This window comes from Brucella tritici (genome assembly GCF_902825325.1).
Taxonomy (GTDB): Bacteria; Pseudomonadota; Alphaproteobacteria; order Rhizobiales; family Rhizobiaceae; genus Brucella.
Map to the genome: position 1 here is coordinate 32,268 of NZ_CADEAR010000004.1, position 22,743 is coordinate 55,010.

The window sequence follows — 22,743 nt, forward strand, 5'->3', positions numbered from 1 at the left end:
ACGCAGAAATGGACGCTTCTTCACGTCCAGGGCTTCGACAGCAGGCTGTCCGTCTTGCGGGGCTGCTTGTCAACTCAGGTCGCTTCTTAATGATCTTTGCTATGCCAGGCGCATTGCCAAGGGACTGAACAATCTTCTTGAGATACGAAAGCGTTTCAAGGATGACTTGCTGCGAAGCCTCTCCGAGATGTTTGACGAGGATACTGCGCTGGTAGCCATCTAAGGCAGGACGGAAATGCCGATTTCAGTTCGAGCCATGGCTGGATTTCAACCATCGCCAATTTCCCAGACTGCAGCGCCGGCAAGCATGCCGGCACCGGCGGCTGAAAGAAGTAGCCGTTCGCCTGACTGAAAAGGCTGCGATTTCGATGCCAGTGATAGCGAGAGCGGGATCGTCGCCGCCGACGAGTTGCCGAACACGCCGATCGATCTGGCGGCAATCGAGGCAGGCAGGTGCAACTGGTCGCAAACCGTGTCGATGATCCGCGCATTGGCCTGATGGGGAAAGAACCTGTTCACATCGGAGGCAGTAAGCTTTGCCTGTTCAAGCGCGTCGGTTACGCAACGCAACATCATACGAACGGCCTGCGTAAAGACGGCCTTGCCGTCTCGCATGGTCATTCTTGTCTCGCCAGCGGGAATGGAAATCAGCCCGTAATTTCCTCCATCGGACATGAGCGCCGACCCACGCAGTCCAGCATGTGGATCGTTCGATGGTGCAAGCAGGACTGAACCGGCGGCATCGGCAAAGAGAATTGCTGTGTTACGCTCCTCCATACTGATCCGGCGGCTCAATATATTGGCTGCCACGACCAGAACTGGCTTGCGGAAGTTCTTGACGAAGCCGTCTGCCAGAACAAGCGCATAAAGAAACCCGGAGCAAGCGCCTGCAAGATCGATCCCGCCGCAGTTTTCCAGCCCCAGCCTGTGAGCGAGAAGCGGCGCGGAAGGTGGCAGGAGATGATCGGGCGTTGATGTCGCGAGAATGACAAGCGCCACCGAATTGTGCGGGACACCGGCATCCTGGAGAGCCATTTCTCCCGCCTTCATAGCCATGTCCGTCAGAGTTTCATCCGGTGCCGCCCAACGCCGCTCGCGAATGCCGGTGCGCCTTTCGATCCAGCCAGTATCCAGTCCGAGACGCTGCTCCAGTTCATCATTAGCAACTTGGCGGTCAGGCACGTAATGGCCGAAACCCGCCATACGGCTCGAGATACTCATCGCGCTGCCGTCTCAATCATATCGGCCGCCGCATGAATCGCGTCATAGGCAAGGTCCAGATCAAGTGGCGTTACGCAATAGGGGGGCATCAGATAGATCACGTTGCCGAGCGGACGCAGAAGCACGCCCTGTTTGCGGAAGAAGGATTTCAATAGCGGCCCAGCATCGGAAAGGTAGCCGGTTTTTTTGACCGCGAGATCAAGGGCGGCAATGGTTCCTTGCTGGCGAAAATTGGTGAAACGAGGATCATCCTGAAAACGCGATAGCCTTTCCGAGTGCAATTGCCCCAATGTCCTGATGCGATCCGCGACGGGTTCCGTTTGCCAGACTTCTATATTTGCAAGTGCTGCCGCGCAGGCAATCGGATTGGCCGTGTAGGAACTGGAATGAAAGAATGTGCGGCTGCGGTCTTTCGAAAAATGCGCATCGAAGATTTCAGCCGTGCTGAGCGTTGCGGCCAGCGGAAGAGCGCCGCCGGTAATGCCTTTGGAAAGGCAAAGAATATCTGGCGAGGTGGATGCCTGTTCGCACGCGAACATGGTGCCCGTGCGTCCCCATCCCGTCATCACTTCATCGGCGATCAGCAGTGTTCCGTATTGTTTCGTGATCCGCCGGAACTCGGTGAGCAGGTGAGGAGGATAGATCTTCATTCCGCCTGCACCCAGAACAAGCGGCTCCAAGAGCAGGGCGGCAACCTTGCCAGTCCGGCAGAAGTGCTCCAGCGCATCGAGTGCTTCCTGCTCCTGCCCCACCGATGGAAACGGAATGGTGTCGACCTGAAACAGCAGGGGGGCATAGGCGGAGTTGAACACACCGCGCGCACCGGTGGACATGGTGCCAATCGTATCGCCGTGATAGCTATGCTCCAACACTGCGATGCGTGAACGCGGTTTGTTTCTATTGTGATAGAAGCCGAGCGCCATCTTGATAGCGACTTCGACTGCTGTGGAACCGCTGTCGGAATAGAACACATGGGCGAGGCCTTGCGGGGTGAGTTTGACCAGTTCTTGCGCCAGCTTTTCTGCCGGTTCGTGAGTGAATTCGGCAAAGATGATCTGATCGAACTGGTCCAATGCGTCCCGGATCGCCGCCATGATCTTTGGGTGACGGTGCCCATGTGTAATCACCCACCACGACGATATGGCATCCAGCACCGAACGACTGGTTTCATCCTGTAGATAGGCACCATCAGTTTTGACGATCCTGCGGAAAGCCGGTTCGGTGGCGTGCTGGGTGAAAGGATGCCAGACAGGAGACGAATGCTCGCTCATTCGGAAGCCTCGTTAAAAACTTTTATGTCGAAATGCTCGCGAAAGGCGTGGCGGAGTGTATCTGGATCAAGCCTTGCAAGGTGCGGCAGTCGCCCCAGTCTGGGCACGTCGCTGAGTTGCGGGATGATTTCTTCGGTGTCGGGTTGCGGTTCGCCGATAAAGGCGATGCCGAGTACGGGAATATTGCGCCGGTCCAAAGCCTCAAGCGAAAGCAATGTGTGGTTGATGGTTCCAAGGCCGGTCCCTGCACAGAGGATGACTGGCTTCCGCCAGCGCGCAAAAACGTCGACAAACGTCGTGCGGCGCGTTAACGGCACGTGCAATCCACCTGCCCCTTCAATCACCAGAGGAGCGTCGACCGACGGTACTTCGAGCGCATCCGTATCGATCTCCACCCCGTCGATCTGTGCCGAAAGATGCGGCGAAGCTGGCGTTTTCAGGCGCCAAGTTTCAGGGATTATTTTCAAAGGCGAAAGTCTGGCAAGCTGGACAACCGTTTCGCTGTCGGTTGCCTCTTCAAGCCCCGACTGAACCGGCTTCCAGTAATAAGCATTGAGCGCATCAGCGAGGGCCGCAGAAAAGACGGTTTTGCCGATATTCGTATCGGTGCCGGTAACGATGAAAGTGCGGTTCATATCATTTTCTCTGCCATGATCGCGGCAAGGCGCTCGAACATGCGCGTTATTGTGGATTCATCGACATTAAGCGTAATGGTGATGCGCAGGCGCGCCGTGCCAGAGGGCACTGTGGGCTGACGGATGGCGCGTATGTCGAAGCCCTCGGCCTGCAAACGGTGTGCGATGCGCAAGGTGCGGTCGGCATCGCCGATGATGAGCGGCAATATCTGTGTGCCGCTGCCGGGGCTGCCGAAGAGATCGGCGAAGCGTGCATTGGCGAAAGCAATAAGTCGGTGCAATTCGTGCCGACGATGTTGTTCGGCGATCGTGGTTTTCAGCGCCAGCCGTGTTGCAGATACCTGCAAGGGTGAGGGCGCAGTCGAATAAATGAAGGGTCTCGCGCGATTGACGAGGAAATTGCGTAGGATTGGATCCGCTGCGACCAGCCCACCGGCACTGCCGATGGCCTTGCCGCAGGTGTGAAGCGCAATCACATTCGGTCTGCTTTCCAGCCCCGCCGCAAAGCCGCGCCCGCCCGGTCCGTGAACGCCTGTGGCATGGGCTTCGTCGATGAAGAGAAAGGCATCGTGGCGGTCGGCGATTTCAACGAGGTCGGAGAGCGGCGCGCAGTCTCCATCCATCGAATAGAGGCTTTCCACCACAATCCATGGTGTGCCGCTTCCCCCCTTGTTGCGCCAGATCCGGATCGCCTTGTCGAATGCCTCCGCATCATTATGCGGGATGGAAACGGTTTCGGCCTTTCCGGTCCGCATGCCTTCATGCGCGCTGGCATGGATTAGTGCGTCATAGACGATCAGGTCGTCGCGTTGCGGCAAGGTTGAGAGAACTGCAAGATTTGCCGCATAACCATTGCTGAAATACAGCATTGACGGCGCATGAAAATGGGACGCAGCTTCAGCCTCCAGAAGCGCGTGTTCCGAGTGATTGCCACGCAACAGCCGGGAGCCGCCAGCCCCGGTGGCAAGGCCGTTTTTGAGCGCGTTGATCAATGCTTTGCGGATCGACGGCGAGGCGGCAAGGCCCAGATAATCGTTTGAACTGAAATCCGCGCCGCGATGATCCGAAAGCGTGCGCAGATGTCGCCGCCGCTCAAGGCTTTTCAGTTTGGCGGCATAGCGGGCCAACGGATCACTGTTCATGCATGGGCGTCCAGCGCATCGGCAGTCAGGCCAAGCCGTCGCATGAGGCTTATGTCACGGTCTTCGCCCGGATTGGAGGCGGTCAGCAGTGTGTCGCCGATAAAGATCGAATTTGCGCCCACGAAAAAGCAGAGAGCCTGCATTTCATCGCTCATCGAATTGCGCCCGGCTGTCAGGCGCACATGCGATTGCGGCATCATCAGGCGGGCAAGCGCGATGATGCGGACAAAGGCGATAGGATCAATGGGCGAGGCTTTCTCCAGCCGGGATCCGGGCATCGGAATTAACATATTGATCGGTACGCTTTCCGGTGGGACGGGCAGATTTGCCAGCGTTACCAGCATGTCGATGCGGTCGTCTTCGGTTTCTCCAAGGCCGAGAATGCCGCCACTGCAAACCTTGATTCCGGCTTCACGGACATGGGCGAGCGTTTCCAGCCGATCATTGAAACTGCGCGTCGTGATGACCTGCGGATAAAACCGCTGCGAAGTATCGATATTGTGGTTGTAATAATCGAGACCAGCCTCCGCAAAGGTCTTCGCCTGATCCGGGTTTAACATGCCGAGTGTCATGCAGGTTTCCAGACCGAGCGCTTTCACCTGTTTGACCATTTCTACGATGGCCGGTTCGTCGCGCGGCTTCGGGCTGCGCCAGGCCGCGCCCATGCAGTAGCGGGTCGCGCCGCTATCCTTTGCCTTCTGCGCTTCTTCAAGAACCGTATCAATATTCATCAGTTTTGACGCTTTCAGGCCCGAAGCATGATGCGCCGATTGGCTGCAATAGCCGCAATCTTCGGGACAGCCGCCCGTCTTGATGTTGAGCAGTTTGCTGAGCTGGACGCGGTTCGGGTCGAAATTGGCGCGGTGAAGGCTCTGTGCCTCGAAAAGAAGGTCGTTGAACGGGAGGTCATAGAGTAGGCGGGCTCTGGCGAGCGTCCACGCGCCTTCATCCAGTTTGGATGCTCTTTCATTGATATCCCAAGCCGCTTTGATCGCGTTCAATATCTGCATTCCTTTTTATCTATAAAACTAGAAAGAATCTATGAAATATAGATTATTATCAGAACGGAGAATTGTTCAAGTGAAGTTTTTATAGATAATTTAAGCGGTTTCCAACCAGCTCTGACGATGAGAGCGTGACTGAAATGAAAAAGCCGCAATCGTAAGATTGCGGCTTTTCGTTCGCCAAGGCTAATGTGAGAATCTCGAATGCCGCGAACTGATTGAAGTCGCGTGAATTATCAACCGAACACGTTATAGGCCGCATGCGCTATCGCGCCAGCGCAACCGCCCAGATACCATCGCATTACTATGCCAATTGCTGTCGTTCAAAGCTCACATGAGGATTTCGCCGTCAAGATCAATCATAGTTTCATAGCTTGTCCCCTTCGATTTAGTGTCGAACCCATGGTCTGAGCCATTTTGCTTGACGCGGCCGGTTTCCGTCACCGGTTCAAACTCACATACGGTCGCCGTTTTGTCCGGCAGCACCATCATCCCGCTTGCGTAGCGGCAAGGCTCAGGAGAACGGCACCAATCTAAAGCGCGGCATTTGAAGCCCGACTTTGAAGCGGTTCGCTCACCTGGATCCGCCAGGAGTGATCGGTCCTGGAAGATTTTTATGTTCACCAGTTTTTTGGTCGTCAGATGGTCTTCATAACTGCCCCCTCGATGACAACACCCGCAGTGACAAACTTCCACAGCGCGATAAGGAGCTTGCGCGCCAATGCAACTATCGTGGCTTTCTTTAAGCGTCCACCATTCGACTGGACCCGATCCACAAACCAACGGCTAAGCGCTGATGCTGGCTGATTGCGTAGCCACAGCCACGACAGTTGAATCATCGTAGTGCGCAGCCGGGGGTTCCCTGCTTTTGAGACACCCTGTTCGTGGTCGATGGTCCCGCTCATCCATGGCGTTGGTGTCAAACCTGCATAGGCGGCAATCTGCCGCCGATTATCAAAACGCCGGGACAGGGCTTCGGTCCAAAGGACGGCGGCAAACTCAGCGCCAACCCCCTTCAAGGACAGCAGCATCGCCGCGGGCGAAGTTGCCTCAACCGCTGGCTGCTCATACGTTGACAGGAGCGAATTCCGCTCGCTCTCCACTGCAGCAATCTGTTCCAGCAGCAACTCGAGACGGTCGAGTTCGCGATTGATTTGAGCCTTCAGGTGTTTTGGTAACTCGCGCCCATCTCCGGTCTGGAGCTCCTCCAGCCGCTGACGGCGATCCTTACGGAGCGGTTGATAGCCGCTGACGCCTTGAGCAAAGAGTAGTCCCTTCATGCGATTGACATGCCTGACGCGTTCAGCAATCAAAATTTTGCGTTCCCGGCAAATTCGACGCCGATCTTCGTCCTCCGGATCTGGCGCTCTGACCATCGCACATACGCGTGGCTCGCCGCGCTTGAACGCGAGCAATGCGCGCGTCAGAGCCTCTCCATCGATCTTATCGGTCTTCGCCCGCCGACGTCGGCGGGAGGTCGCGATCGAAGCTGCGTCGACGACGTGACTCTCGATACCATTAGCCTCCAGCACCCGGTGTATCCAGAAGCCGTCCAATCCTGCCTCTTGGATCGTTACGATAGGAAACAACGTTCCTGTTCTCAACGCGCTTTGTGCTGTAGCTGCTCAAATCGATCCAGCAGCTCTGCCACATTGCCACCGGCCACTACATACTTCGACATCTTCTCGCCACTGCCCGGCGACAACGAAGTGATCAACCAGGTCGATCGGCTCAGTTCCAATGACACAAAAATTGCGCCAAGATCAGTGCGGACAGCGGTCGGATGAATGGATGCGGGTTCCATAAACTGCTCCTCCTGAGCGAGTGTTTTGATGCAACCTCACTCTGCCAGAGTGGCGGCTGCTGTTCACTCCTCATGGGATCTAAAACATGAGAAGGAAAGCCGTTGCGGCTCCCATTGCCCGGATTCACTCAAGGTCTTCTTGTTCGAAGTATCGGGTCACATGAACATCGGTTGTTTCCAGGCGTCCTGGACCCAGATTGATGAACTTGTGCGGTATGTTTGCGGGGCCGAAGACGACCTGCCCTTCTGTCGCCTCAATTTGTTCATCGCCAACAATAAAGAGAGCATTTCCCTGGCGTACGATGAAAATTTCGTCATAAGGATGTCGGTGCAATCTGGGGCCATGTCCGACAATATCGGTCGAAAAGAATATGATCGACGCATCGGTGCCAAATCTCTTGCCTTCGACACGACCGGACCAGGCATCGTCGCGCCTCGCCCACTCCTCTCTTTTCAAAACAACGGCTTGTTTGGTCAAAATGCTCCTCCCGGCTTTTAGCGATCAGAGAATACGGCATCCATCTCCATAGATGATGGAAGTCCGGCTCGGTGAACATACTACTAATTTCCTGTGTTGTTGCAAAAGCAACGCTGTGTTCCTTCCCCTGAGGCTGGTACTGGAGCCTAAACTCATCATACTGGCGCGCAGCGCGTATGAAGAAAAAACAAGGAGGCCCGCGTGAAGGGGAATAATGTGTTTGCGATGCGCCACATTTGGTTGCATGCATTTGTACTGGCAATCATCTGTATTTCAGAACTGATTGGCATTCAGAAAATATCCATCGGTATCGGTGCTGTAATCTTTCTACCGATGCTTTACGCATTTGCACTTGGCGTCATCCTGAATCCGAATATTTTGAAGGCGACAGGGAAAGTCTTGAAGTCGGATTCTGTCAAGCTTTCGGGTACGATGATTACCATCGCCATCATGCCGTTCATTGCAAAATTCGGGACGACTGTTGGTCCTCAGATTGAGAATATCATCGCCGCTGGCCCCGCGTTGGTCTTGCAGGAGATCGGCAACCTCGGAACCATTGCTGTCGCTTTTCCGGTTGCTGTTTTTCTGCTGCGCATGGGGCGTGAAACCGTCGGAGCGACTTATTCCATTGATCGCGAACCCAATCTGGCGCTGATCGCCGATAAATATGGCCTGGATAGTCCGGAGGGCGCTGGGGTTATGGGGGTCTATGCGACCGGTACGTTGATCGGCACATTTGTGTTTGCGCTCATGCCGCCACTCGTGCACGGTCTTGGACTGTTTGACTTCCGGGCGCTCGCGATGTCGTGCGGTGTTGGTTCCGGCAGCATGCTTGCTGCCTGTACGGGTGGCTTGGTCAGTGTCTTACCTGAACAGAAAGACCTCATTCTAGCCTTGGCCGCGGCCAGTAACATTCTCACTTATGCGACCGGACTTTACGTCGGTCTTTTTGTGGCGCTGCCACTGACGGAATGGCTCTACAAGAAATGCCGTCCCGAAGAATATCGTGACGCTGCGTAAGGGGAGAGGCAGATGACTTCTAAATCGATGAAAAATACGATCGACAACCTGACCTTGTCTGTCGAGACCACCGACGAACGCAAAATTGATATCGTCGAGAATGCTCTTCTTCTGGTTATTGCGTGCTTTCTTGGGCTAGTCGCAAACTGGGTTGGTACCGGCGTTACGCCTTTACAAGCCCTGCCTGGCATGGCTGTCCTTTACGCTGTATCCATTGGTGGCTTAATGCTCGCGCGCTATATGCCATTCTATCTACCGAGCGTCGCCTGGGTTTCCCTCATCGCCATCCTTATCACCATCCCTGGCGTCCCGGGGGCGGAGTTCGTTCTGGCGAAAGTAGGGGAACTGAATTTTCTGGCGTTGGCAACACCGGCGCTGGCCTATGGAGGACTGGCGTTGACGCGTAATGAATTCGAGATTGCACGTCGCTCTGGTTGGAAGATTGTCATCGTCGCTATTTGCGTGATGATCGGCACCTACCTTGGTTCGGTGGTGGTCGCCGATCTGACATTGCGTATCACGGGTTAAACCGTCTCATGGCAGGCCCGATGACCGGGTCTGCCATGAAAATGTAGGGAGACTTCTCATATGACCGTTTTTCTCAGTGAAGCCGACGTAGCGGAAGCGATGACTTGGCGCCATGATTTGCATCGGCATCCCGAACTCGCATTCGAGGAAAATCGGACCGCTGCCTTCATTGCGGAAAAGCTCCAGCTATGGGGTTTCAGCGTTCGGTCCAGTTATGCCGGAACTGGCGTGATTGGCAGCTTGACGCGGGGAACATCGAAACGCGCCATCGGTATCCGGGCGGATATGGATGCTCTGCCAATCGTTGAAAAAAGCGGTGTCGGCTATGTGTCGGAGACTCCAGGCAAAATGCATGCATGCGGTCATGATGGGCATGTAGCCATGGCTCTTGCTGCAGCAAAATCTGTCAGCAAGCTTGATTTTGATGGAACTGTGCATTTCATTTTCCAACCGGCTGAAGAAAATGAAGGCGGCGGTCGCGAGATGGTGCGCGAAGGGCTGTTTAAGGATTTCCTGGTTGATGCGGTTTATGGTCTGCACAATTGGCCCGCACTGGATGTTGGCACCTGTGTCGCTCGCGATGATGCGATGATGGCAGCCTTCGGAACGTTCGAGATCGAGCTGATCGGCAAGGGAGCGCACGGAGCGATGCCACATGAAGGCGCCGACCCAGTGGTTGCCGCCGCGCAATTGGTCACGGGATTGCAGACCATCGCAAGTCGCAATGTTTCGCCGCTGGAATCTGTTGTTGTTTCGGTAACGCAGATGCATGGCGGTGACGCTTGGAACGTCATTCCAGAAAGTATGATCATCCGTGGAACAACCCGCTGGTTCCAACCAGAGGTCGGGGAGACGATTGCCCGCCGGATACACGCGCTTGCCACTTCAATCGCCGAAGGTTTTGGCTGCGCGGCACGTGTTGATTATGAAGAACGTTATCCATCGACGATCAATACAGCTGACAATGCCCGCAAAATCCGTGAGTTGGCTGTTTCGCCCGATCTTGGTCTCAAAGTTCTTGATGCAGCCCCAAGTATGGCAGCGGAGGATTTTGCATTTATGCTGCAGGAGAAACCGGGTTGCTATTTCTGGCTTGGTAGCCGTCGTGACGGTCCTAATCCGGGTCTGCATTCGCCGTATTACGATTTCAATGACGCGCTTTTGCCTATAGGCGCAAATTTTTGGATCAAACTGGTCGCAAGCGAACTGGCGTCAAACTGAATGCTGTCTTGTGTCGTTCCTGTCGTCAATTGATCCGTGATGCTAACTAAGCAACATAGTGCCATGGAAACGCTCGATGCAAAAGAATTGCGGACGTTCATGGCGGTGGTTCGGATCGGATCGATCCGAGGTGCTGCCGAACATATGAATGTCGCGCCTTCAGTAGTAAGCCGTCAGATCGCCGAAACAGAACGCAGTATTGGCTTGCCTCTGTTCGAGCGAAACGCACGCGGCATGATATTGACCGAAGCTGGCGAGCTGGTTCTGGAACATAGCAGACGCGTTCTGGAAGAGCATAGCTTGCTGACGGAGCAGCTTGGCTTTCTGAAGGGTGTGCAGCAGAGACGGGTCCGCATTCTTTGTGGCGAAGGCTTTCTCGCTGACATCTTGCAATATGGTCTTGGTTCCTTTGTCAAAATCTATCCCGATGTACAGTATGATCTGCAGCTTGGTGGCACGGAGAGCGTTCTAGACGGGATTGCCAATGGTGACGCTGATATCGGCATTGCCTATAATCCGTTGACTGACGCCCGGGTTCGTTCGCTTGCCATCTCGAAACAGCCACTCTGCGTGGTCGCACCGCCAGAACATCCACTATTAGCAAGGGATCGGCTGGAACTAGCCGACTGCGCAGGTTTGCCTAATGCGCTGCTTGGACCAGGGCACGGTATTACCCAACTGGTCACGCGGGTTGCAGCTGATCGGGGCTTCGCGATTTCGCCCCTCGTAGAAACGACATCAATTGATGTTTTGAGGCGTTTCGTGATTGCAGGACTTGGCATATCATTTTTACCTCGCTTTGCCGTCTCCACCGAATTGGCTCGTGAGGCTGTCGCCATACGCGAACTGTCCGACCCGCTACTGGCTGAAGCAAGTGCACATCTGATGGTGGGTGCCCGGCGCCGGCTACCGAATTCAGTTGAACGCTTGAGCGGATTTCTTGCCAACAACATGGCGGCGTTCAGATAAGTCATCCCAATCACTGTTGCTCGTCACGGGACGCAGCGTTGTCTGCAAACCGGCTATGCGATCGCGCGCTTTGGTGCGAGCTTTTCCATTCAAAACGGGAGCGACCTCAAGGTCGCTTGATGGAACAATGGAGAAGTGGAATGGCGCAAGAGGGAAAGCCGGTGATCGGCGTGGTCGGCCTCGGCAGTATGGGGCTCGGCATGGCGCAGACCTTGGCGAAAAAAGGTTTCGCTACGCTCGGCTTTGATTTGTCTGCAGAGCGTAAGGCGCTGGCGCAAAAGGCGAACGTAATGCCCGCAGATACACTCGACCTGCTATTCGAAAAATCCAATTTTCTGGTTTTTTCACTTCCGACGGCGCGTGATGTCGAGAATGTAGTCAATGCGCACATCCATCAACTGAGTGAAGGACGCGGGCGTGTGGTCATTATCGATACGTCGACCTCCGAACCAGATGTAAGTCGTACGCTTGCGCAAAAGCTCGATGCACTCGGACATGGTTTCCTTGATGCCCCCGTGAGTGGTGGGCCGGCAGGGGCTGCTTCTGGCAACCTGACGATGATGATTGGTGGCAGCGATGCGGATTTGGCGCTGGCGCAACCCGTTATCGAATCCATGGCGGCCAAGGCTTTGCATGTGGGGCCGAGCGGTGCTGGTAATGTTGCGAAGCTCGTCAACAACCTGCTTGCTGCGGCTCATATGGTGACAACTAGCGAGGGTCTGAAACTTGCGCTCGCCGCTGGAATAAGCCCCGAATCTGCCCTCCGTGTTCTGAATGCTGCTTCTGGCAAATCCATGATCAGCGAAGTTCATTTCCCGACTTGGATAATGAACGACCGGTTCGACAGTGGTTTCTCGATGGGGTTGATGCGTAAGGATGTACGTTTGGCACAGGAAATGGCTGAGCGCGTAGGTGCGGACAATCCTCTGACATCTGTCGTGGCAAAACTCTGGGCCGGTTCAGGCAATCTCAAGGATAGTGACGACTTCACTCGTATGGGCGCCTTCCAGCCTGTTTCATCAAAGTAAAGAGCAGAACCATGACACCTAGAATTGATCCTAATGCGCAAGCCGCGCGTATTGCTGAAATTTTCAAGAGTTTCTTTCCGAAAGGCGTCATCGGCAGTTTAGTGAATGGTGAGATTATTGTCGGAAGCGGTGCCCAACAGAATCTGACAGACCCGGCGACCGGTAGGGTTTTTGCCTCGTTCAAGGATGCGGACCAAGCGATTATCGATGCGGCGATGGACAGTGCTGCTCGCGCCCAAAAAGAGTGGATGGCTCTGACAGCATCTGCGCGTGGTCGGGTGATGAACGAAATTGCTCGGCGTATCCGCGAGCATGCTCCGCTGATTGCTGAAATCGAAAGCCGTTCTGCCGGACGTCCCATCCGCGACATTCGTGGCGAGGCGGTGCGCGTTGCCGAGATGTTCGAATATTATGCCGGCTGGTGCGACAAGCTCTATGGTGATGTTATTCCGGTGCCAAGCAGCCATCTCAACTATACGCGCCATGAACCGATTGGCGTCGTTACACAGATTACGCCATGGAATGCTCCTCTTTTCACTGGTGGCTGGCAGATCGCACCCGCAATTTGTGCAGGCAACGGCGTTGTCATCAAGCCATCTGAACTGACACCGCTTTCGACCCTTATCCTTGGCTTGATGTGCGAGCAAGGTGGCGTGCCGCGTGGTCTGGTCAACGTAATCGCTGGACAGGGTCCCACTGCCGGACAGGCTGCAGTGTCTCATCCGTGCACGGGTCTAGTCGTTTTTGTTGGCTCGGCGCAGGCCGGGTCTATGATTGCCGCGACGGCTGCAAAGAATTTGATCCCTTGCATTCTGGAACTGGGCGGAAAATCGGGCAATATTGTTTTTCCAGATGCCAATATAGATCGCGCAATCGTTGGCGCGCAGTCGGCAATCTTCAGCGGGGCTGGCCAGAGCTGCGTTTCTGGATCACGTTTGCTGGTGCATCGTTCCATTCATCAGGAATTTGTAGAGCGTTATGCTGATGCGGCGAGCCGTATTGTCGTAGGCGATCCCTATGACGATAACTCGCATATTGGACCTATCAATAATGAACGGCAATGGTCAAAGATTGACCAGATGGTTCGTGACGGGATCGCCGATGGGGCCGTGCTAGCAACAGGCGGTAAGAAGCCGGAAGCACTGGAGGAGACAGGTGGTTATTATTATGCTCCAACGATCCTTGATCGTGTCGATCCTGCAATGACGATTGCCAAGGAGGAAGTGTTCGGCCCGGTCGTCGCGGTCATGCCTTTCGACGAGGAGGCGGAGGCAATTGTGCTTGCCAATGACAATCCTTACGGGCTTGCCGGAGCGGTCTGGACGGAGAATGTCGCGCGGGCTCACCGTGTTGCGGCCAACGTGCGGGCCGGAACCTTTTGGATCAATGGTTATAAAACCATTTCGGTCATGTCGCCGTTTGGCGGTTTCGGTCGGAGCGGTTACGGCCGATCGAGCGGTAAGGATGCGTTGATGGCATATACGCAAGCAAAAAGCATCTGGGTGGAGACGGCGGAAAACCCGGCTGTAACTTTCGGTTACTCATCAGAGACGTGATGAGTTGGATGGCAGCAAGGTTTAACGATAGAGAGCCGATTGCAAATCTTGCTGCCATATACTTGTGTTTGGAAATGGTTGGTCAAACTCTAACGAGGCCGGAGCGCTTCAACAATCCCATCAGGACCAACGGTAAAAGCGTGGTGATGAGAATGGCGATGAATGCCATGGCCATGCCGAGGCCAACCGACCCCTGTTCGAACTGGCGCCAGATGAAGATCGAGATGGTCTGCATTCCAACCGGAGCGACCAGGATCGACGCGACCAGCTCACGGGTCGCGACAGCGAAGACGAGCAGCATGGCGGTTATGAGGCTCGGCGTGATCAGCGGCAGCATGATGCGCCGGAAAGCAGTGAAGCTGTTTGCGCCGCAAACACGTGCAGCAGCTTCCAGATTGTCACCGATCTGGTGAAAGGCAGCCGATGCATAGCGGATCGGCTGCGGGAGAAGAATGCAGCAATAGGCGAGCAGCAGGATCAGAGGTGTGTTGTATGGCGAGACGGGTAGCACGGGCTGGTTCCATGCCAGAATGAGACCGACTGCCACAACGACGCCGGGCAGGGCATTCGGCAGAACGGTCAGCACGTCGAGCCAGAAGCGGCCACTGAAACGCATTTTCACCACGGCATAGGCAGCAACCGCACCAAGAAATCCCGTTAGCAGGGCGCTTGCAATGCCGAGCGACAAGCTGTTGAGCAGTGCACGTATGCCACCTGCGCTGTTGTCGGCAATGGCGGCGAAATTGTTAAAGCCGAGATTCGACAGGGTCAGCCCGCCGGAAACAGTTTTGGAAAGGGCGCTCGCCAGAATGGCCAGCAAAGGAATACCGGTTGCGGCAAAGGCGACGATGGCGAACAGAACCACCACGGGAATGGTGAGCGCTCCGAGCGGGCGTTTGTCCTTTGCCTGTGGCTTGCCGCCGGTCGTCACATAGGAGCGGCGTCTCAGTATCCAGCGCTGGACCAGAAAAGCGGCCAGCGACAGGCAGACAAGCGCCAGTGAAAAGACGGCAGCACCCGCAAGGTTGATGGGCCAGTCGGAAATGCGGAGATCAATTTCCGTCACCAGAACTTCAAAACCGGAGCGGCGTCCAAGGGCCGCGGGCGTGCCGTATTCCTCGATGGCGGCCGCGAAAACCAGAAGGAGGCTTGCCGCGAGACCCGGCGTCGCAAGCGGCAGGGTAATGCGAATAAAGGAGCGCCACGGCGAAGCTCCGAACACGCGTCCGACGTCGGAATAACGCGCGCCGACCGCTTCGATCGTGCGCGACACCGCAAAATAGACGAGCGGAAACGTGTTCAGCGCCATGACGAAGCTCATTCCTGCGACCGAGAACAGGAATGGAGCCAGATTGAAACCGGCGAGTTGTTCAAGATAGCCGCGCGGTTGCAGGGTCATGATCCAGCCAAGTGTGGCGATATAGGGCGGGATCATGAACGGAACGAGCATCAGCACGTCCCACAATACGGCGAAAGGAACCTTGTAGAGCGCCCGGAAAACCGCAAGCGGAACGGCGATAAGGGCGGAAAGTGCCACCACAGAAAGCCCGAGCAGCACGGTATTGCCGCTCATGCGCAAAAGTTTCGGGTCTTCGAAAAGGGCTGAGAGATGCAGGAAAGGCTCGGCCAGCGAGCCTCTCCCCAACTGCGGAAAGATTGCCTGAAGGACAATGAAGACAAACGGCACCGCGACGATGAATGCGAGCCCTGCGACCGCAACGAATCCGAGCGGATTGCCAGCCGCCGCACTGCCTGTCTTCATATCTGTCTGTCCTTCAAAAATCAGTTGCTAACGGCGAAAGCGGCGCCGAACTCCTTCAGCGTTTCATTGCGCTTGCCATAGACTTCCTTGGCGTCGACCGGCAGGATTTTGAGGTCGCCGATCAGTGGACGATTGGCTGGAATATCGGTGCGCGACGGCATTAGATAGGTGTCGGCAACCATTTTCTGGCCTTGATCGGACAGCATGTAATCGATGAACTGCTTGGCCTCGTCCTGGTTCTTCGACCATTTGAGGATCATGGCTGGGCGGGGGGCGATCACGGTGCCGGATGCCGGGAAAATGACGTCGATGGATTCACCCTTGGCCTTGCCGGCAAGCGAGATGTAGTCGACAGCGCCGAACACTGCTGCCTTCGCACCCTGGAGGACAGGGTTCAAAGCTTCTGCATTGGCACCGGCGACAGCGGCGCCGTTTTCATGCAGATTCTTGAACAGGTCCCAGCCCTGCTGTGCCTGAAGGGCGGCAACGAGCTCGAAGGTCGCGCCCGACTGTGCCGGATCCGGCAGGTTGACCAGATCCTTGTATTCAGGCTTGGCGAGATCCGCCCATTCGGCGGGCTTCGGCGTCTTGCTGGCAGGGTTCCAAGCAATGCCGAGGGCAGAAACGCCTTGAGCGACCGCCGTTTCATTCTTGAGGAAATCCGGCACTTTTTCGGCGTTCGGGCTGGTATAGGCGACCAGCCAGTCGCGCTTGGCGAAATCGGTTGCCGTATCCCACGATGCGGAAATCAGAACGTCGACAACCGGATTGGCAGCTTCCGCTTCGATGCGGGCCATAACCTTGCCGGTCGTTGCCTGAAAGACATTGACCTTTGCGCCGGTCTTGGTAGTGAAGCCCGCTGCCAGCTTTTCAATCAGGCTGCCAGGGCCTGCCGAATAGACCGTGATGTCCGCATAGGCAGCCGTGCTGGTGAGCAAAGCAGTAACAAGCGCAAGCCCCGCGCCGAGAATGGATTTCTTCATCTGTGCCTCCTGAGATGTTACCTGATGTGATGGTCTTATTTTGAGAACCAGCGAAGCTGGCTGGCATCGACCGAAATACCGACCGGAACGCCGGGTGAAAGGCGGATGCTGTCGAGATAGGTCAGTTCGTGGCCGTCCTGCTGGGAGCCGATGCGCACCGTGGTCAGATGGCCGTCGCCGCGAAACTGCGAGCGCAGGACCGTTGCTAGAATGGCTGCATCACTTGCGGGCACGCTGCGAACCGAGCGCGACGGCAACAAGACATGCGTTGCCTGTCCCGCATGAGAGCCATGGGCGATGTGGATTTCGGTGCGCGCAATCCTGTAGGCATTGTCGCGCTGCTCCACAGGCACGACACAGCCGAGCCGCAGAAAATCTGCAACTTCCGGTGTCGTCGGTTCTTCGACAAGCGCCTCGGGGGCGGCGAGCTGTTCGATCACACCGGCGCGCATGACGGCCACCTGATCGGCAAGCGAGAAAGCTTCGCTCTGGTCATGGGTGACATAGATTGCGGTCAGGCCGAGATTGGCGACAAGCTGGCCGATCTCCGTGACCATGTTTTCGCGCAGTTCGCGGTCGAGATTGGACAGCGGCTCGTCGAATAGTACCAGTCCCGGCTCGGCAACGATGGCACGGGCAATGGCGACGCGTTGTTGCTGGCCGCCCGACATATCGCTGATGGCGCGCTCACCGAAGCCCGAAAGGCCGACGCGATCGAGTGCCGAGGCAACGCGTTTTTCGCGTTCCGCACGGCCGAGGCCTCGCATTTCGAGCGGAAAGGAAACATTGCCGAAAACAGTCATATGCGGCCAGAGCGCATAATCCTGAAACACCATGCCCAGATGACGCTTCTCAGGCGGAATGAATGATCCTGTCTTGGCATCGGCGACGGTGACGCCGTTGATTGTGATCGAGCCCTTCGTCGGGGCGAGAAGGCCAGCCACGAGACGGAGCAAGGTCGTCTTGCCGCAACCGGATGGCCCGAGCAAAGCGAGCGTCTGTCCCTTCGGCAGTGAAAGATCGATATTCTTCAATATAGTGGCCGGACCAAAGGCCAGATTCAGCCCTTCAGCCCGAACGGCGATATCCGCTTTAATATTCGAGGAATGCAACATTTTTCCACAATCCAAATAGATTGGGAGCTTCTATTCTGATTGCATGACAGTTGGATGACGCTGCGAAAGCCTGCGCTGTTTGCGGTTCGGAACCAATCGCCATCACATCGGTTTGTCTCTTCATGCAACAAAGGAAGGGAAGAGGATGAGATTTGGAACGCTTGCTCTCGGTCTGACAGGGCTGGCGGTGGGATATGCACTGACGCGGGCAAGCTCGCCGCAGATTCCAAAGGGTATCGTGCCGGTAAAACCCTTCGATCTCACGCGCTATCTGGGCCGTTGGTACGAGGTCGGCCGCCTCGAAAATCGTTTCGAGCGCGGCCTGATCCGGACGACAGCAGAATATTCATTGAACTCCGATCAAACCGTAAAAGTGGTCAATCGCGGCTTTGATCCGTGGAAAGCGCGCTGGACGCAAGCCACAGGAACCGCCCGTTTTGTGCGATCCACCGACGAAGGCGCGCTGAAAGTTTCGTTCTTCGGACCTTTCTATGGCGGCTATAATGTCGTTGATATAGATGAAGACGATTATCAGTGGTCGATCATTGTCGGGTCCACGCGGAGCTATTTCTGGGTACTTTCGCGCGAGCCCGAGGCAAGTGGAGAGGTGAAGGCGCGAGCAATTGCACAGGGACTGCTATTGGGGATCAATCCAGACGCTGTCTTGTGGGTGCCTCAGCAATGAGCTAATATTAAATAGGAATTTTCTGCTTCTTGGCTGGTCTTGCCGTTTGCATTGGCTTATTTAGAAGTCGACGCCAAAGTAGCTTTCTCCCAATGATTATTTCGTCTGACATTTTGATCCAGTTGTCATAACTGTGTCAGTATTTGTGGAAGAAATTCTTCTTTTTTCTGTCATTATATTTATGCGGTCAGGCCTATCATCTGGCGTCTGGATAGCCATAATACGCACTGTAATTGATTTACTAATGCCGATGCTCTGTGCATTTCTCTGCCAAAGCTCGGCGGGGTTGAATGGGTGTTAATTCTAGCTCGATGACGGCGTTATTGGATTCCGAAATTTGATATCGGTGACGACATCCGTGATCGTGGTCGTTGGGACTCACAGTTCTGGCGTTAGACTTACTTGCCACCTTTAGTTTCAGGAAGAAGCGCGCATCTGGGCTTCGATCACGCCATCTGTCTTCGTAAAAACAATAGTTGGTGCTAGCTAATGCGGCTCCTCCATATCCGCATGGACCAGATAGCGAAGCGGACCAGGTGTAATCGCATCAAATGGGTAGCAGGTCGCCAGCACGAGGTGGTGGCCTTCGCTATCTGGAGCGATATTAGCCTCATCCCACCGCGCCACGGTCATATAGCTGACGCGATAGGAGACCTTCTTTCCGTCGCTGCGGGTGACAAGTATCTGGTCGTTCTTTTCGATATTCTTCAAAAATGCGAAATGCGTATCGCGATGCGCCGCATAGATGGCCGTTCCGCGTTCGCCGGCCATCGGCGTATTGTCCAGATGAGCGGGACCGAAAGCCAATGCCTGTCCGCTGGCACCTTTCAGGGCAATGGCTGATTCATTGAGCCTTGGGGCTTCGATGCGGGCAACCGGCCATGTATCGGCCCAGTTCCAGGGTTTAACCGGAGCGCCCGTTTCAATGCTTTCGGAAAAGGCCTTTTCCAACAGGATCTGAGCCGCAAACGCTTTCGCATGGATCCAGATTCCCTGACCGGCAATTGCCAGCCCCATCGCAATCAGCACCATACCAAGCGCGGGGAGAAGGGAGCGCTTCAGCGCGCTCCCCGTAACAAGCTGATTGATAGGCATCACACATTCTCCTTGCGACGGAAGAACCAGAAGACGAACAGTCCAACCAGCATCAAACCCAAGCCTTGCAAAAGCAGCAGTGTCGCTGGCGTTGCCGTCTGCGGCAGCGGGATCGACTGCGATGGCGATGATGGTGAGGCAGGGCTTTCATGGCTGCGAACAGCGTCGCTCACCCCATTTATGTCCATGCTTGCGTGATCCCCGACATTGCGGTCCGCGCGGATGCCGAACAGCGTGTCATAATCCCACCCGGCAGGCAGTTGCAGTGGAATATCGGCGCGGGTCAGCGGTGCATTGGCCGGTCGCGACGGTGTCTTGTCGACAGCCACAAGGCTCGTCAGCCGGCTGACCAGATGATGCTCCAGTGCCAGGCGAAGAATGCGCGCATCGGCTGCGTCCTGAGTAATTTTGCCAAGGGTAAGGTCTACTTCCGCATCGTCAATCTTGCGACGTGCCCACAATTTTGAGATGCCTTCAGCATTCATTGCCTGGTCGAGCGGCAGATTGACTGTCCACGGACGGCCATCAATCTGGCCTTCGATAACAAGGCTTCCGGTCGCCTTGCCCATTCGTGCGGCGATGACAAGCGGTTCACCACGATAAAGATCGGGCAGAAGGGAGGGTGTCATGCTCACATTCTTTTCCGAAAAATTGGCCTTCAGATCGGTAACAGCCGGGTTTTCAAGCTTGTCGAACAGAGCCCGCATGCGTTCGTCCACTTCAGCCGCCGACCCGATATGGGTGAAGGTTCCGCGTCCAAGTTCTGCCGCACGGTTCATCAGATAGGAATTCGGGGCAGAGCCGATGCCGACCATGAAAATACGCGAGCGCCCCCGACGTGCCGCAACGGCACCCAATAATTGCTGCTCATTACTGATCTCGCCGTCGGTCAAAAACACGATCTGGCGCAATCCATTTCCCTGGTGGCTGTCATCAAGCGCTGCATGAAGGGCAGGCAGCATTTCCGTACCGCCTTGCGCTTCAAGGTTCGTTACGAAACGGCGGGCGGACGCGATATTCTGCTGATTGGCATCGACAGAATCTTCGAAGAACTTGGTCAATGTGTCGTCAAAGCGGATCACATTGAACCGATCTCCGGGCTGGAGATGCGACAGTGCATAATCCAGGCTGGCCTTTGCCTGTTCAATGGAAGTGCCGCCCATCGATCCGGAATTATCGATCACGAAGATAACCTCACGCTGGACCTTTTTTGCGTTGGCAACAGCCGGTGGCGTAACATAGGCAAGCACATAATCGTCCTTGCCGATATTTTCGCGAAACAGCCCGACCTGCGGTGCATCACTTGCGACAGCGCTCCATTCCAGAACGAAATCACGATCAGCAGCAGCCGTTCCGTCCAACGTGATTTCTCGTGTCGTGTCGTTCGTCGCGTCGATCCTGATCCTGTGGTAAAGGCTTTCGACCTTTCCAAGCGGGAAGCCTGCCTTCAGATTGACTGAGATGGTCACAGGATTGGTTCGCAAGGCAGCCGGTGGGGCCAAAGGCGTTCTAAGCGGCGAATTGTAAGTATCGGGCTTGCCACTATCGCTCGACTTGCCCCAACCGTTTTTCATTTCGACTTCCTGGACAACGGGTGAGGCATTGTCCGGATTGTAACGTGGTGCGACGACCAAAGGCACACGCAGCGAGAAACGATCATCGGAAAGCCGCACCGCCTGCTGATACTCGATCTGGATGACGACTTTTTCATGCGGGCCGATATTGGCAACCGCATTGGTAAACACGTTGGGCCGCTGCTGTTCGATCAGCGTGGCCTTTTTGCCTTCGCTTTTCGCCTGTTCATATATTGCGCGCGCTGCCTGCTTCTCCTTGATTTCAGCGACAATCACGCGATCGCCGATGACCATCTTCAGCGAATAGACCGCACTTTCTTCCGGCAATGGGAAAACATACAGGGCTTCAACGAAACCATCGGTCGGGTTCTCGAATGCCTGCGTCAGCCGGGCTCGGGCCGTCGGCCCACTCACATCGAGATTGACGTCCGTTGCGATCCGAGGCGCTTCGACATAACGCTCGGCTTCGCTTGTCTCAAGCAAAAGACTGCCGGATTGAACCTCGTTCGGCGTGACGAGAGCGGGTGTTTCTGCACGAGCCTGCACAATCTGCAACAGGCAGAAGATGACGGCTAGCGCAGGCAGTAGCGCCATGTTGCAGAACCAGACGAATGAGCAGAAGCGGGAGAGTATCCGGCGCCTATTGTTATGATTTGTAAGACTTATCGCGGGTAACATGACGTGCTCCTTGTTCACCTCGAAGAACTGGAGCCATTGTCGCTGGAGCCACTGTTTCCACTCCAGCGTAAGCTTTGCCAAGTTTCAGCCGTCACTTTCCGCAAACCGCCTTGCCGGTTACGCATATGTGTGGAATTGTGAAGAAAAGTACGCAATTCAGGATATGCCATGTCCGATCAGGACTCTCACCTTCCCGACCAGCTCAATGCCCGCGTTGCCGTACGGGTTCGTGAGGAAATTGCCCGGCGGCGAATTTCGCGCCAGCTTCTGGCCGATGAAGCGCGGATCAGTCTTTCGACTTTGGAAAAAGCGCTGTCGGGCCACAGGCCCTTCACACTTGCAACGATCATCCGGCTTGAACAGGCAATGGGTGTCGCCCTGCGCGAACAGGCAGGTGATACTCCCGTCTCGTTGGCCAGGAACGGCAACAGCCACGCAGCGGAAGAATTGGGCGCCTATTCGCGCGCCTCGGTTTCATGGCTTGAAGGCGATTACCTGACCTTGCGTCCGTCCTTTGGCGAGGACAAGGCCATCTTCGCTTACACCACGGAAATCGGTTGGGATTTCGATGTCGGGCATCTCAATTTTTGTGAGCGGGAACGTTCCGATGTTTCATTCTCGCAACAGGGTACAGTCTCCGTTCCGCATCTTTCAGGGCACATCTATCTCGTCACGAATACATCCGGTCAGTACCGCATGGCCGTGCTCTCCCGCCCAAGCATTACAGGTGAAATGTTTGGTATCCTGACGACATTGCGTGCCGGGCAAGGTGCACATCTGACACCGGTTTCAACGCCGCTTGCGCTTGTTCCGATAAAACAGTTCGCAGATCCCTCATTCGGGCGCATACGCCTCGATGATCGGTCCTTCGCCGACTATTCGGCGATCTTGTCCAAGACGCTGGACGACGGTTACGCAGGTTTTGTTGCAGGGCAGTTCTAACTGTTAAACTTAAACTGAATTTGTGTAATCTG

20 protein-coding genes and 1 pseudogene are annotated in these 22,743 nt (G+C 55.5%); 8 read left to right on the forward strand and 13 right to left on the reverse strand.

Annotated features, from left to right (window positions below; translation table 11 throughout):
* Positions 1 to 267: 267 nt before the first annotated feature.
* The 8 genes and pseudogenes from HWX93_RS06840 to HWX93_RS06875 form a co-directional block, all read right to left on the reverse strand.
* Positions 268 to 1,221: a beta-ketoacyl-ACP synthase III gene (locus tag HWX93_RS06840; protein WP_176036953.1), complete on the reverse strand. Its 954-nt coding sequence runs from the start codon at positions 1,219 to 1,221 to the stop codon at positions 268 to 270.
* Complete coding sequence (locus HWX93_RS06845; protein WP_176036954.1) at positions 1,218 to 2,492, reverse strand: adenosylmethionine--8-amino-7-oxononanoate transaminase; 1,275 nt, start codon at positions 2,490 to 2,492, stop codon at positions 1,218 to 1,220. Before HWX93_RS06845 ends, HWX93_RS06840 begins: the two co-directional genes overlap by 4 nt.
* A complete protein-coding gene (bioD, locus tag HWX93_RS06850; RefSeq protein WP_176036955.1) occupies positions 2,489 to 3,127 on the reverse strand; it encodes a dethiobiotin synthase in 639 nt (212 codons plus the stop codon). The genes HWX93_RS06845 and bioD overlap by 4 nt, the downstream gene beginning before the upstream one ends.
* The gene (locus HWX93_RS06855) at positions 3,124 to 4,269 is read right to left on the reverse strand and encodes an 8-amino-7-oxononanoate synthase (RefSeq protein WP_176036956.1); all 1,146 of its coding nucleotides are present in this window, start codon (positions 4,267 to 4,269) and stop codon (positions 3,124 to 3,126) included. Before HWX93_RS06855 ends, bioD begins: the two co-directional genes overlap by 4 nt.
* On the reverse strand, positions 4,266 to 5,243 hold the full coding sequence (bioB, locus tag HWX93_RS06860) for a biotin synthase BioB (protein WP_419190777.1): 978 nt from the start codon (positions 5,241 to 5,243) through the stop codon (positions 4,266 to 4,268). Before bioB ends, HWX93_RS06855 begins: the two co-directional genes overlap by 4 nt.
* Before the next feature lie 360 nt (positions 5,244 to 5,603).
* Entirely contained in the window at positions 5,604 to 5,765 is a 162-nt protein-coding gene (locus HWX93_RS06865; protein ID WP_176036957.1) for a hypothetical protein, read from the reverse strand.
* A 146-nt stretch (positions 5,766 to 5,911) separates the two neighbouring features.
* Positions 5,912 to 7,077: pseudogene (locus HWX93_RS06870) on the reverse strand (IS110 family transposase).
* Positions 7,078 to 7,201: 124 nt separating this feature from the next.
* Positions 7,202 to 7,555, reverse strand: a complete 354-nt coding sequence (locus HWX93_RS06875) for a cupin domain-containing protein (RefSeq protein WP_109986667.1) — start codon at positions 7,553 to 7,555, stop codon at positions 7,202 to 7,204.
* Between the two features lie 225 nt (positions 7,556 to 7,780).
* Between HWX93_RS06875 and HWX93_RS06880 the strand changes: the two genes are divergently transcribed.
* The 6 genes from HWX93_RS06880 to HWX93_RS06905 all read left to right on the forward strand — a co-directional run bounded on the left by HWX93_RS06880 (position 7,781) and on the right by HWX93_RS06905 (position 13,877).
* Entirely contained in the window at positions 7,781 to 8,575 is a 795-nt protein-coding gene (locus HWX93_RS06880; RefSeq protein ID WP_109986668.1) for a DUF3100 domain-containing protein, read from the forward strand.
* A 12-nt stretch (positions 8,576 to 8,587) separates the two neighbouring features.
* Positions 8,588 to 9,103, forward strand: coding sequence for a hypothetical protein (locus HWX93_RS06885; RefSeq protein WP_176036958.1), 516 nt, complete (start codon positions 8,588 to 8,590; stop codon positions 9,101 to 9,103).
* Positions 9,104 to 9,163: 60 nt separating this feature from the next.
* Positions 9,164 to 10,324, forward strand: a complete 1,161-nt coding sequence (locus HWX93_RS06890; protein WP_176036959.1) for a M20 aminoacylase family protein — start codon at positions 9,164 to 9,166, stop codon at positions 10,322 to 10,324.
* A 63-nt stretch (positions 10,325 to 10,387) separates the two neighbouring features.
* Positions 10,388 to 11,293: a LysR family transcriptional regulator gene (locus tag HWX93_RS06895; protein ID WP_176036960.1), complete on the forward strand. Its 906-nt coding sequence runs from the start codon at positions 10,388 to 10,390 to the stop codon at positions 11,291 to 11,293.
* Between the two features lie 38 nt (positions 11,294 to 11,331).
* A complete protein-coding gene (locus HWX93_RS06900) occupies positions 11,332 to 12,321 on the forward strand; it encodes an NAD(P)-dependent oxidoreductase (RefSeq protein WP_328700163.1) in 990 nt (329 codons plus the stop codon).
* A gap of 11 nt (positions 12,322 to 12,332) precedes the next feature.
* Positions 12,333 to 13,877: an aldehyde dehydrogenase family protein gene (locus tag HWX93_RS06905; protein ID WP_176036962.1), complete on the forward strand. Its 1,545-nt coding sequence runs from the start codon at positions 12,333 to 12,335 to the stop codon at positions 13,875 to 13,877.
* An 82-nt stretch (positions 13,878 to 13,959) separates the two neighbouring features.
* Here the strand turns inward: HWX93_RS06905 and HWX93_RS06910 are convergent, their stop codons facing one another.
* The 3 genes from HWX93_RS06910 to HWX93_RS06920 are packed head-to-tail and all read right to left on the reverse strand — an operon-like array spanning position 13,960 to position 17,737.
* The gene (locus HWX93_RS06910) at positions 13,960 to 15,639 is read right to left on the reverse strand and encodes an ABC transporter permease (protein WP_176036963.1); all 1,680 of its coding nucleotides are present in this window, start codon (positions 15,637 to 15,639) and stop codon (positions 13,960 to 13,962) included.
* A gap of 20 nt (positions 15,640 to 15,659) precedes the next feature.
* Positions 15,660 to 16,622 (reverse strand): ABC transporter substrate-binding protein, encoded by a 963-nt coding sequence (locus HWX93_RS06915; RefSeq protein ID WP_176036964.1) that lies wholly within the window; start codon positions 16,620 to 16,622, stop codon positions 15,660 to 15,662.
* Positions 16,623 to 16,657: 35 nt separating this feature from the next.
* A complete protein-coding gene (locus HWX93_RS06920; protein ID WP_176036965.1) occupies positions 16,658 to 17,737 on the reverse strand; it encodes an ABC transporter ATP-binding protein in 1,080 nt (359 codons plus the stop codon).
* Positions 17,738 to 17,882: 145 nt separating this feature from the next.
* On the opposite strand from HWX93_RS06920, the gene HWX93_RS06925 reads away from it, so the two are divergent.
* On the forward strand, positions 17,883 to 18,422 hold the full coding sequence (locus tag HWX93_RS06925; RefSeq protein WP_109986677.1) for a lipocalin family protein: 540 nt from the start codon (positions 17,883 to 17,885) through the stop codon (positions 18,420 to 18,422).
* Positions 18,423 to 18,908: 486 nt separating this feature from the next.
* Here the strand turns inward: HWX93_RS06925 and HWX93_RS06930 are convergent, their stop codons facing one another.
* Both HWX93_RS06930 and HWX93_RS06935 read right to left on the reverse strand, forming a co-directional pair.
* A complete protein-coding gene (locus HWX93_RS06930) occupies positions 18,909 to 19,517 on the reverse strand; it encodes a class GN sortase (protein WP_176036966.1) in 609 nt (202 codons plus the stop codon).
* Positions 19,517 to 21,769 carry a marine proteobacterial sortase target protein gene (locus tag HWX93_RS06935; RefSeq protein ID WP_109986927.1) on the reverse strand — a complete coding sequence of 751 codons (2,253 nt, stop codon included), beginning with the start codon at positions 21,767 to 21,769 and terminating at the stop codon, positions 19,517 to 19,519. The genes HWX93_RS06930 and HWX93_RS06935 overlap by 1 nt, the downstream gene beginning before the upstream one ends.
* Before the next feature lie 168 nt (positions 21,770 to 21,937).
* On the opposite strand from HWX93_RS06935, the gene HWX93_RS06940 reads away from it, so the two are divergent.
* The gene (locus HWX93_RS06940) at positions 21,938 to 22,711 is read left to right on the forward strand and encodes a helix-turn-helix domain-containing protein (protein ID WP_109986679.1); all 774 of its coding nucleotides are present in this window, start codon (positions 21,938 to 21,940) and stop codon (positions 22,709 to 22,711) included.
* Positions 22,712 to 22,743: the final 32 nt, after the last annotated feature.

What these genes read in the sequence shown, in the direction of transcription:
- HWX93_RS06840 (WP_176036953.1), bottom strand. Translation starts at nt 1,221, where the DNA reads ATGAGTATCTCGAGCCGTATGGCGGGTTTCGGCCATTACGTGCCTGAC.
- HWX93_RS06845 (WP_176036954.1), bottom strand. Translation starts at nt 2,492, where the DNA reads ATGAGCGAGCATTCGTCTCCTGTCTGGCATCCTTTCACCCAGCACGCC.
- bioD (WP_176036955.1), bottom strand. Translation starts at nt 3,127, where the DNA reads ATGAACCGCACTTTCATCGTTACCGGCACCGATACGAATATCGGCAAA.
- HWX93_RS06855 (WP_176036956.1), bottom strand. Translation starts at nt 4,269, where the DNA reads ATGAACAGTGATCCGTTGGCCCGCTATGCCGCCAAACTGAAAAGCCTT.
- HWX93_RS06865 (WP_176036957.1), bottom strand. Translation starts at nt 5,765, where the DNA reads ATGATGGTGCTGCCGGACAAAACGGCGACCGTATGTGAGTTTGAACCG.
- HWX93_RS06880 (WP_109986668.1), top strand. Translation starts at nt 7,781, where the DNA reads ATGCGCCACATTTGGTTGCATGCATTTGTACTGGCAATCATCTGTATT.
- HWX93_RS06885 (WP_176036958.1), top strand. Translation starts at nt 8,588, where the DNA reads ATGACTTCTAAATCGATGAAAAATACGATCGACAACCTGACCTTGTCT.
- HWX93_RS06890 (WP_176036959.1), top strand. Translation starts at nt 9,164, where the DNA reads ATGACCGTTTTTCTCAGTGAAGCCGACGTAGCGGAAGCGATGACTTGG.
- HWX93_RS06895 (WP_176036960.1), top strand. Translation starts at nt 10,388, where the DNA reads ATGGAAACGCTCGATGCAAAAGAATTGCGGACGTTCATGGCGGTGGTT.
- HWX93_RS06905 (WP_176036962.1), top strand. Translation starts at nt 12,333, where the DNA reads ATGACACCTAGAATTGATCCTAATGCGCAAGCCGCGCGTATTGCTGAA.
- HWX93_RS06910 (WP_176036963.1), bottom strand. Translation starts at nt 15,639, where the DNA reads ATGAAGACAGGCAGTGCGGCGGCTGGCAATCCGCTCGGATTCGTTGCG.
- HWX93_RS06915 (WP_176036964.1), bottom strand. Translation starts at nt 16,622, where the DNA reads ATGAAGAAATCCATTCTCGGCGCGGGGCTTGCGCTTGTTACTGCTTTG.
- HWX93_RS06920 (WP_176036965.1), bottom strand. Translation starts at nt 17,737, where the DNA reads ATGTTGCATTCCTCGAATATTAAAGCGGATATCGCCGTTCGGGCTGAA.
- HWX93_RS06925 (WP_109986677.1), top strand. Translation starts at nt 17,883, where the DNA reads ATGAGATTTGGAACGCTTGCTCTCGGTCTGACAGGGCTGGCGGTGGGA.
- HWX93_RS06930 (WP_176036966.1), bottom strand. Translation starts at nt 19,517, where the DNA reads ATGCCTATCAATCAGCTTGTTACGGGGAGCGCGCTGAAGCGCTCCCTT.
- HWX93_RS06935 (WP_109986927.1), bottom strand. Translation starts at nt 21,769, where the DNA reads ATGTTACCCGCGATAAGTCTTACAAATCATAACAATAGGCGCCGGATA.
- HWX93_RS06940 (WP_109986679.1), top strand. Translation starts at nt 21,938, where the DNA reads ATGTCCGATCAGGACTCTCACCTTCCCGACCAGCTCAATGCCCGCGTT.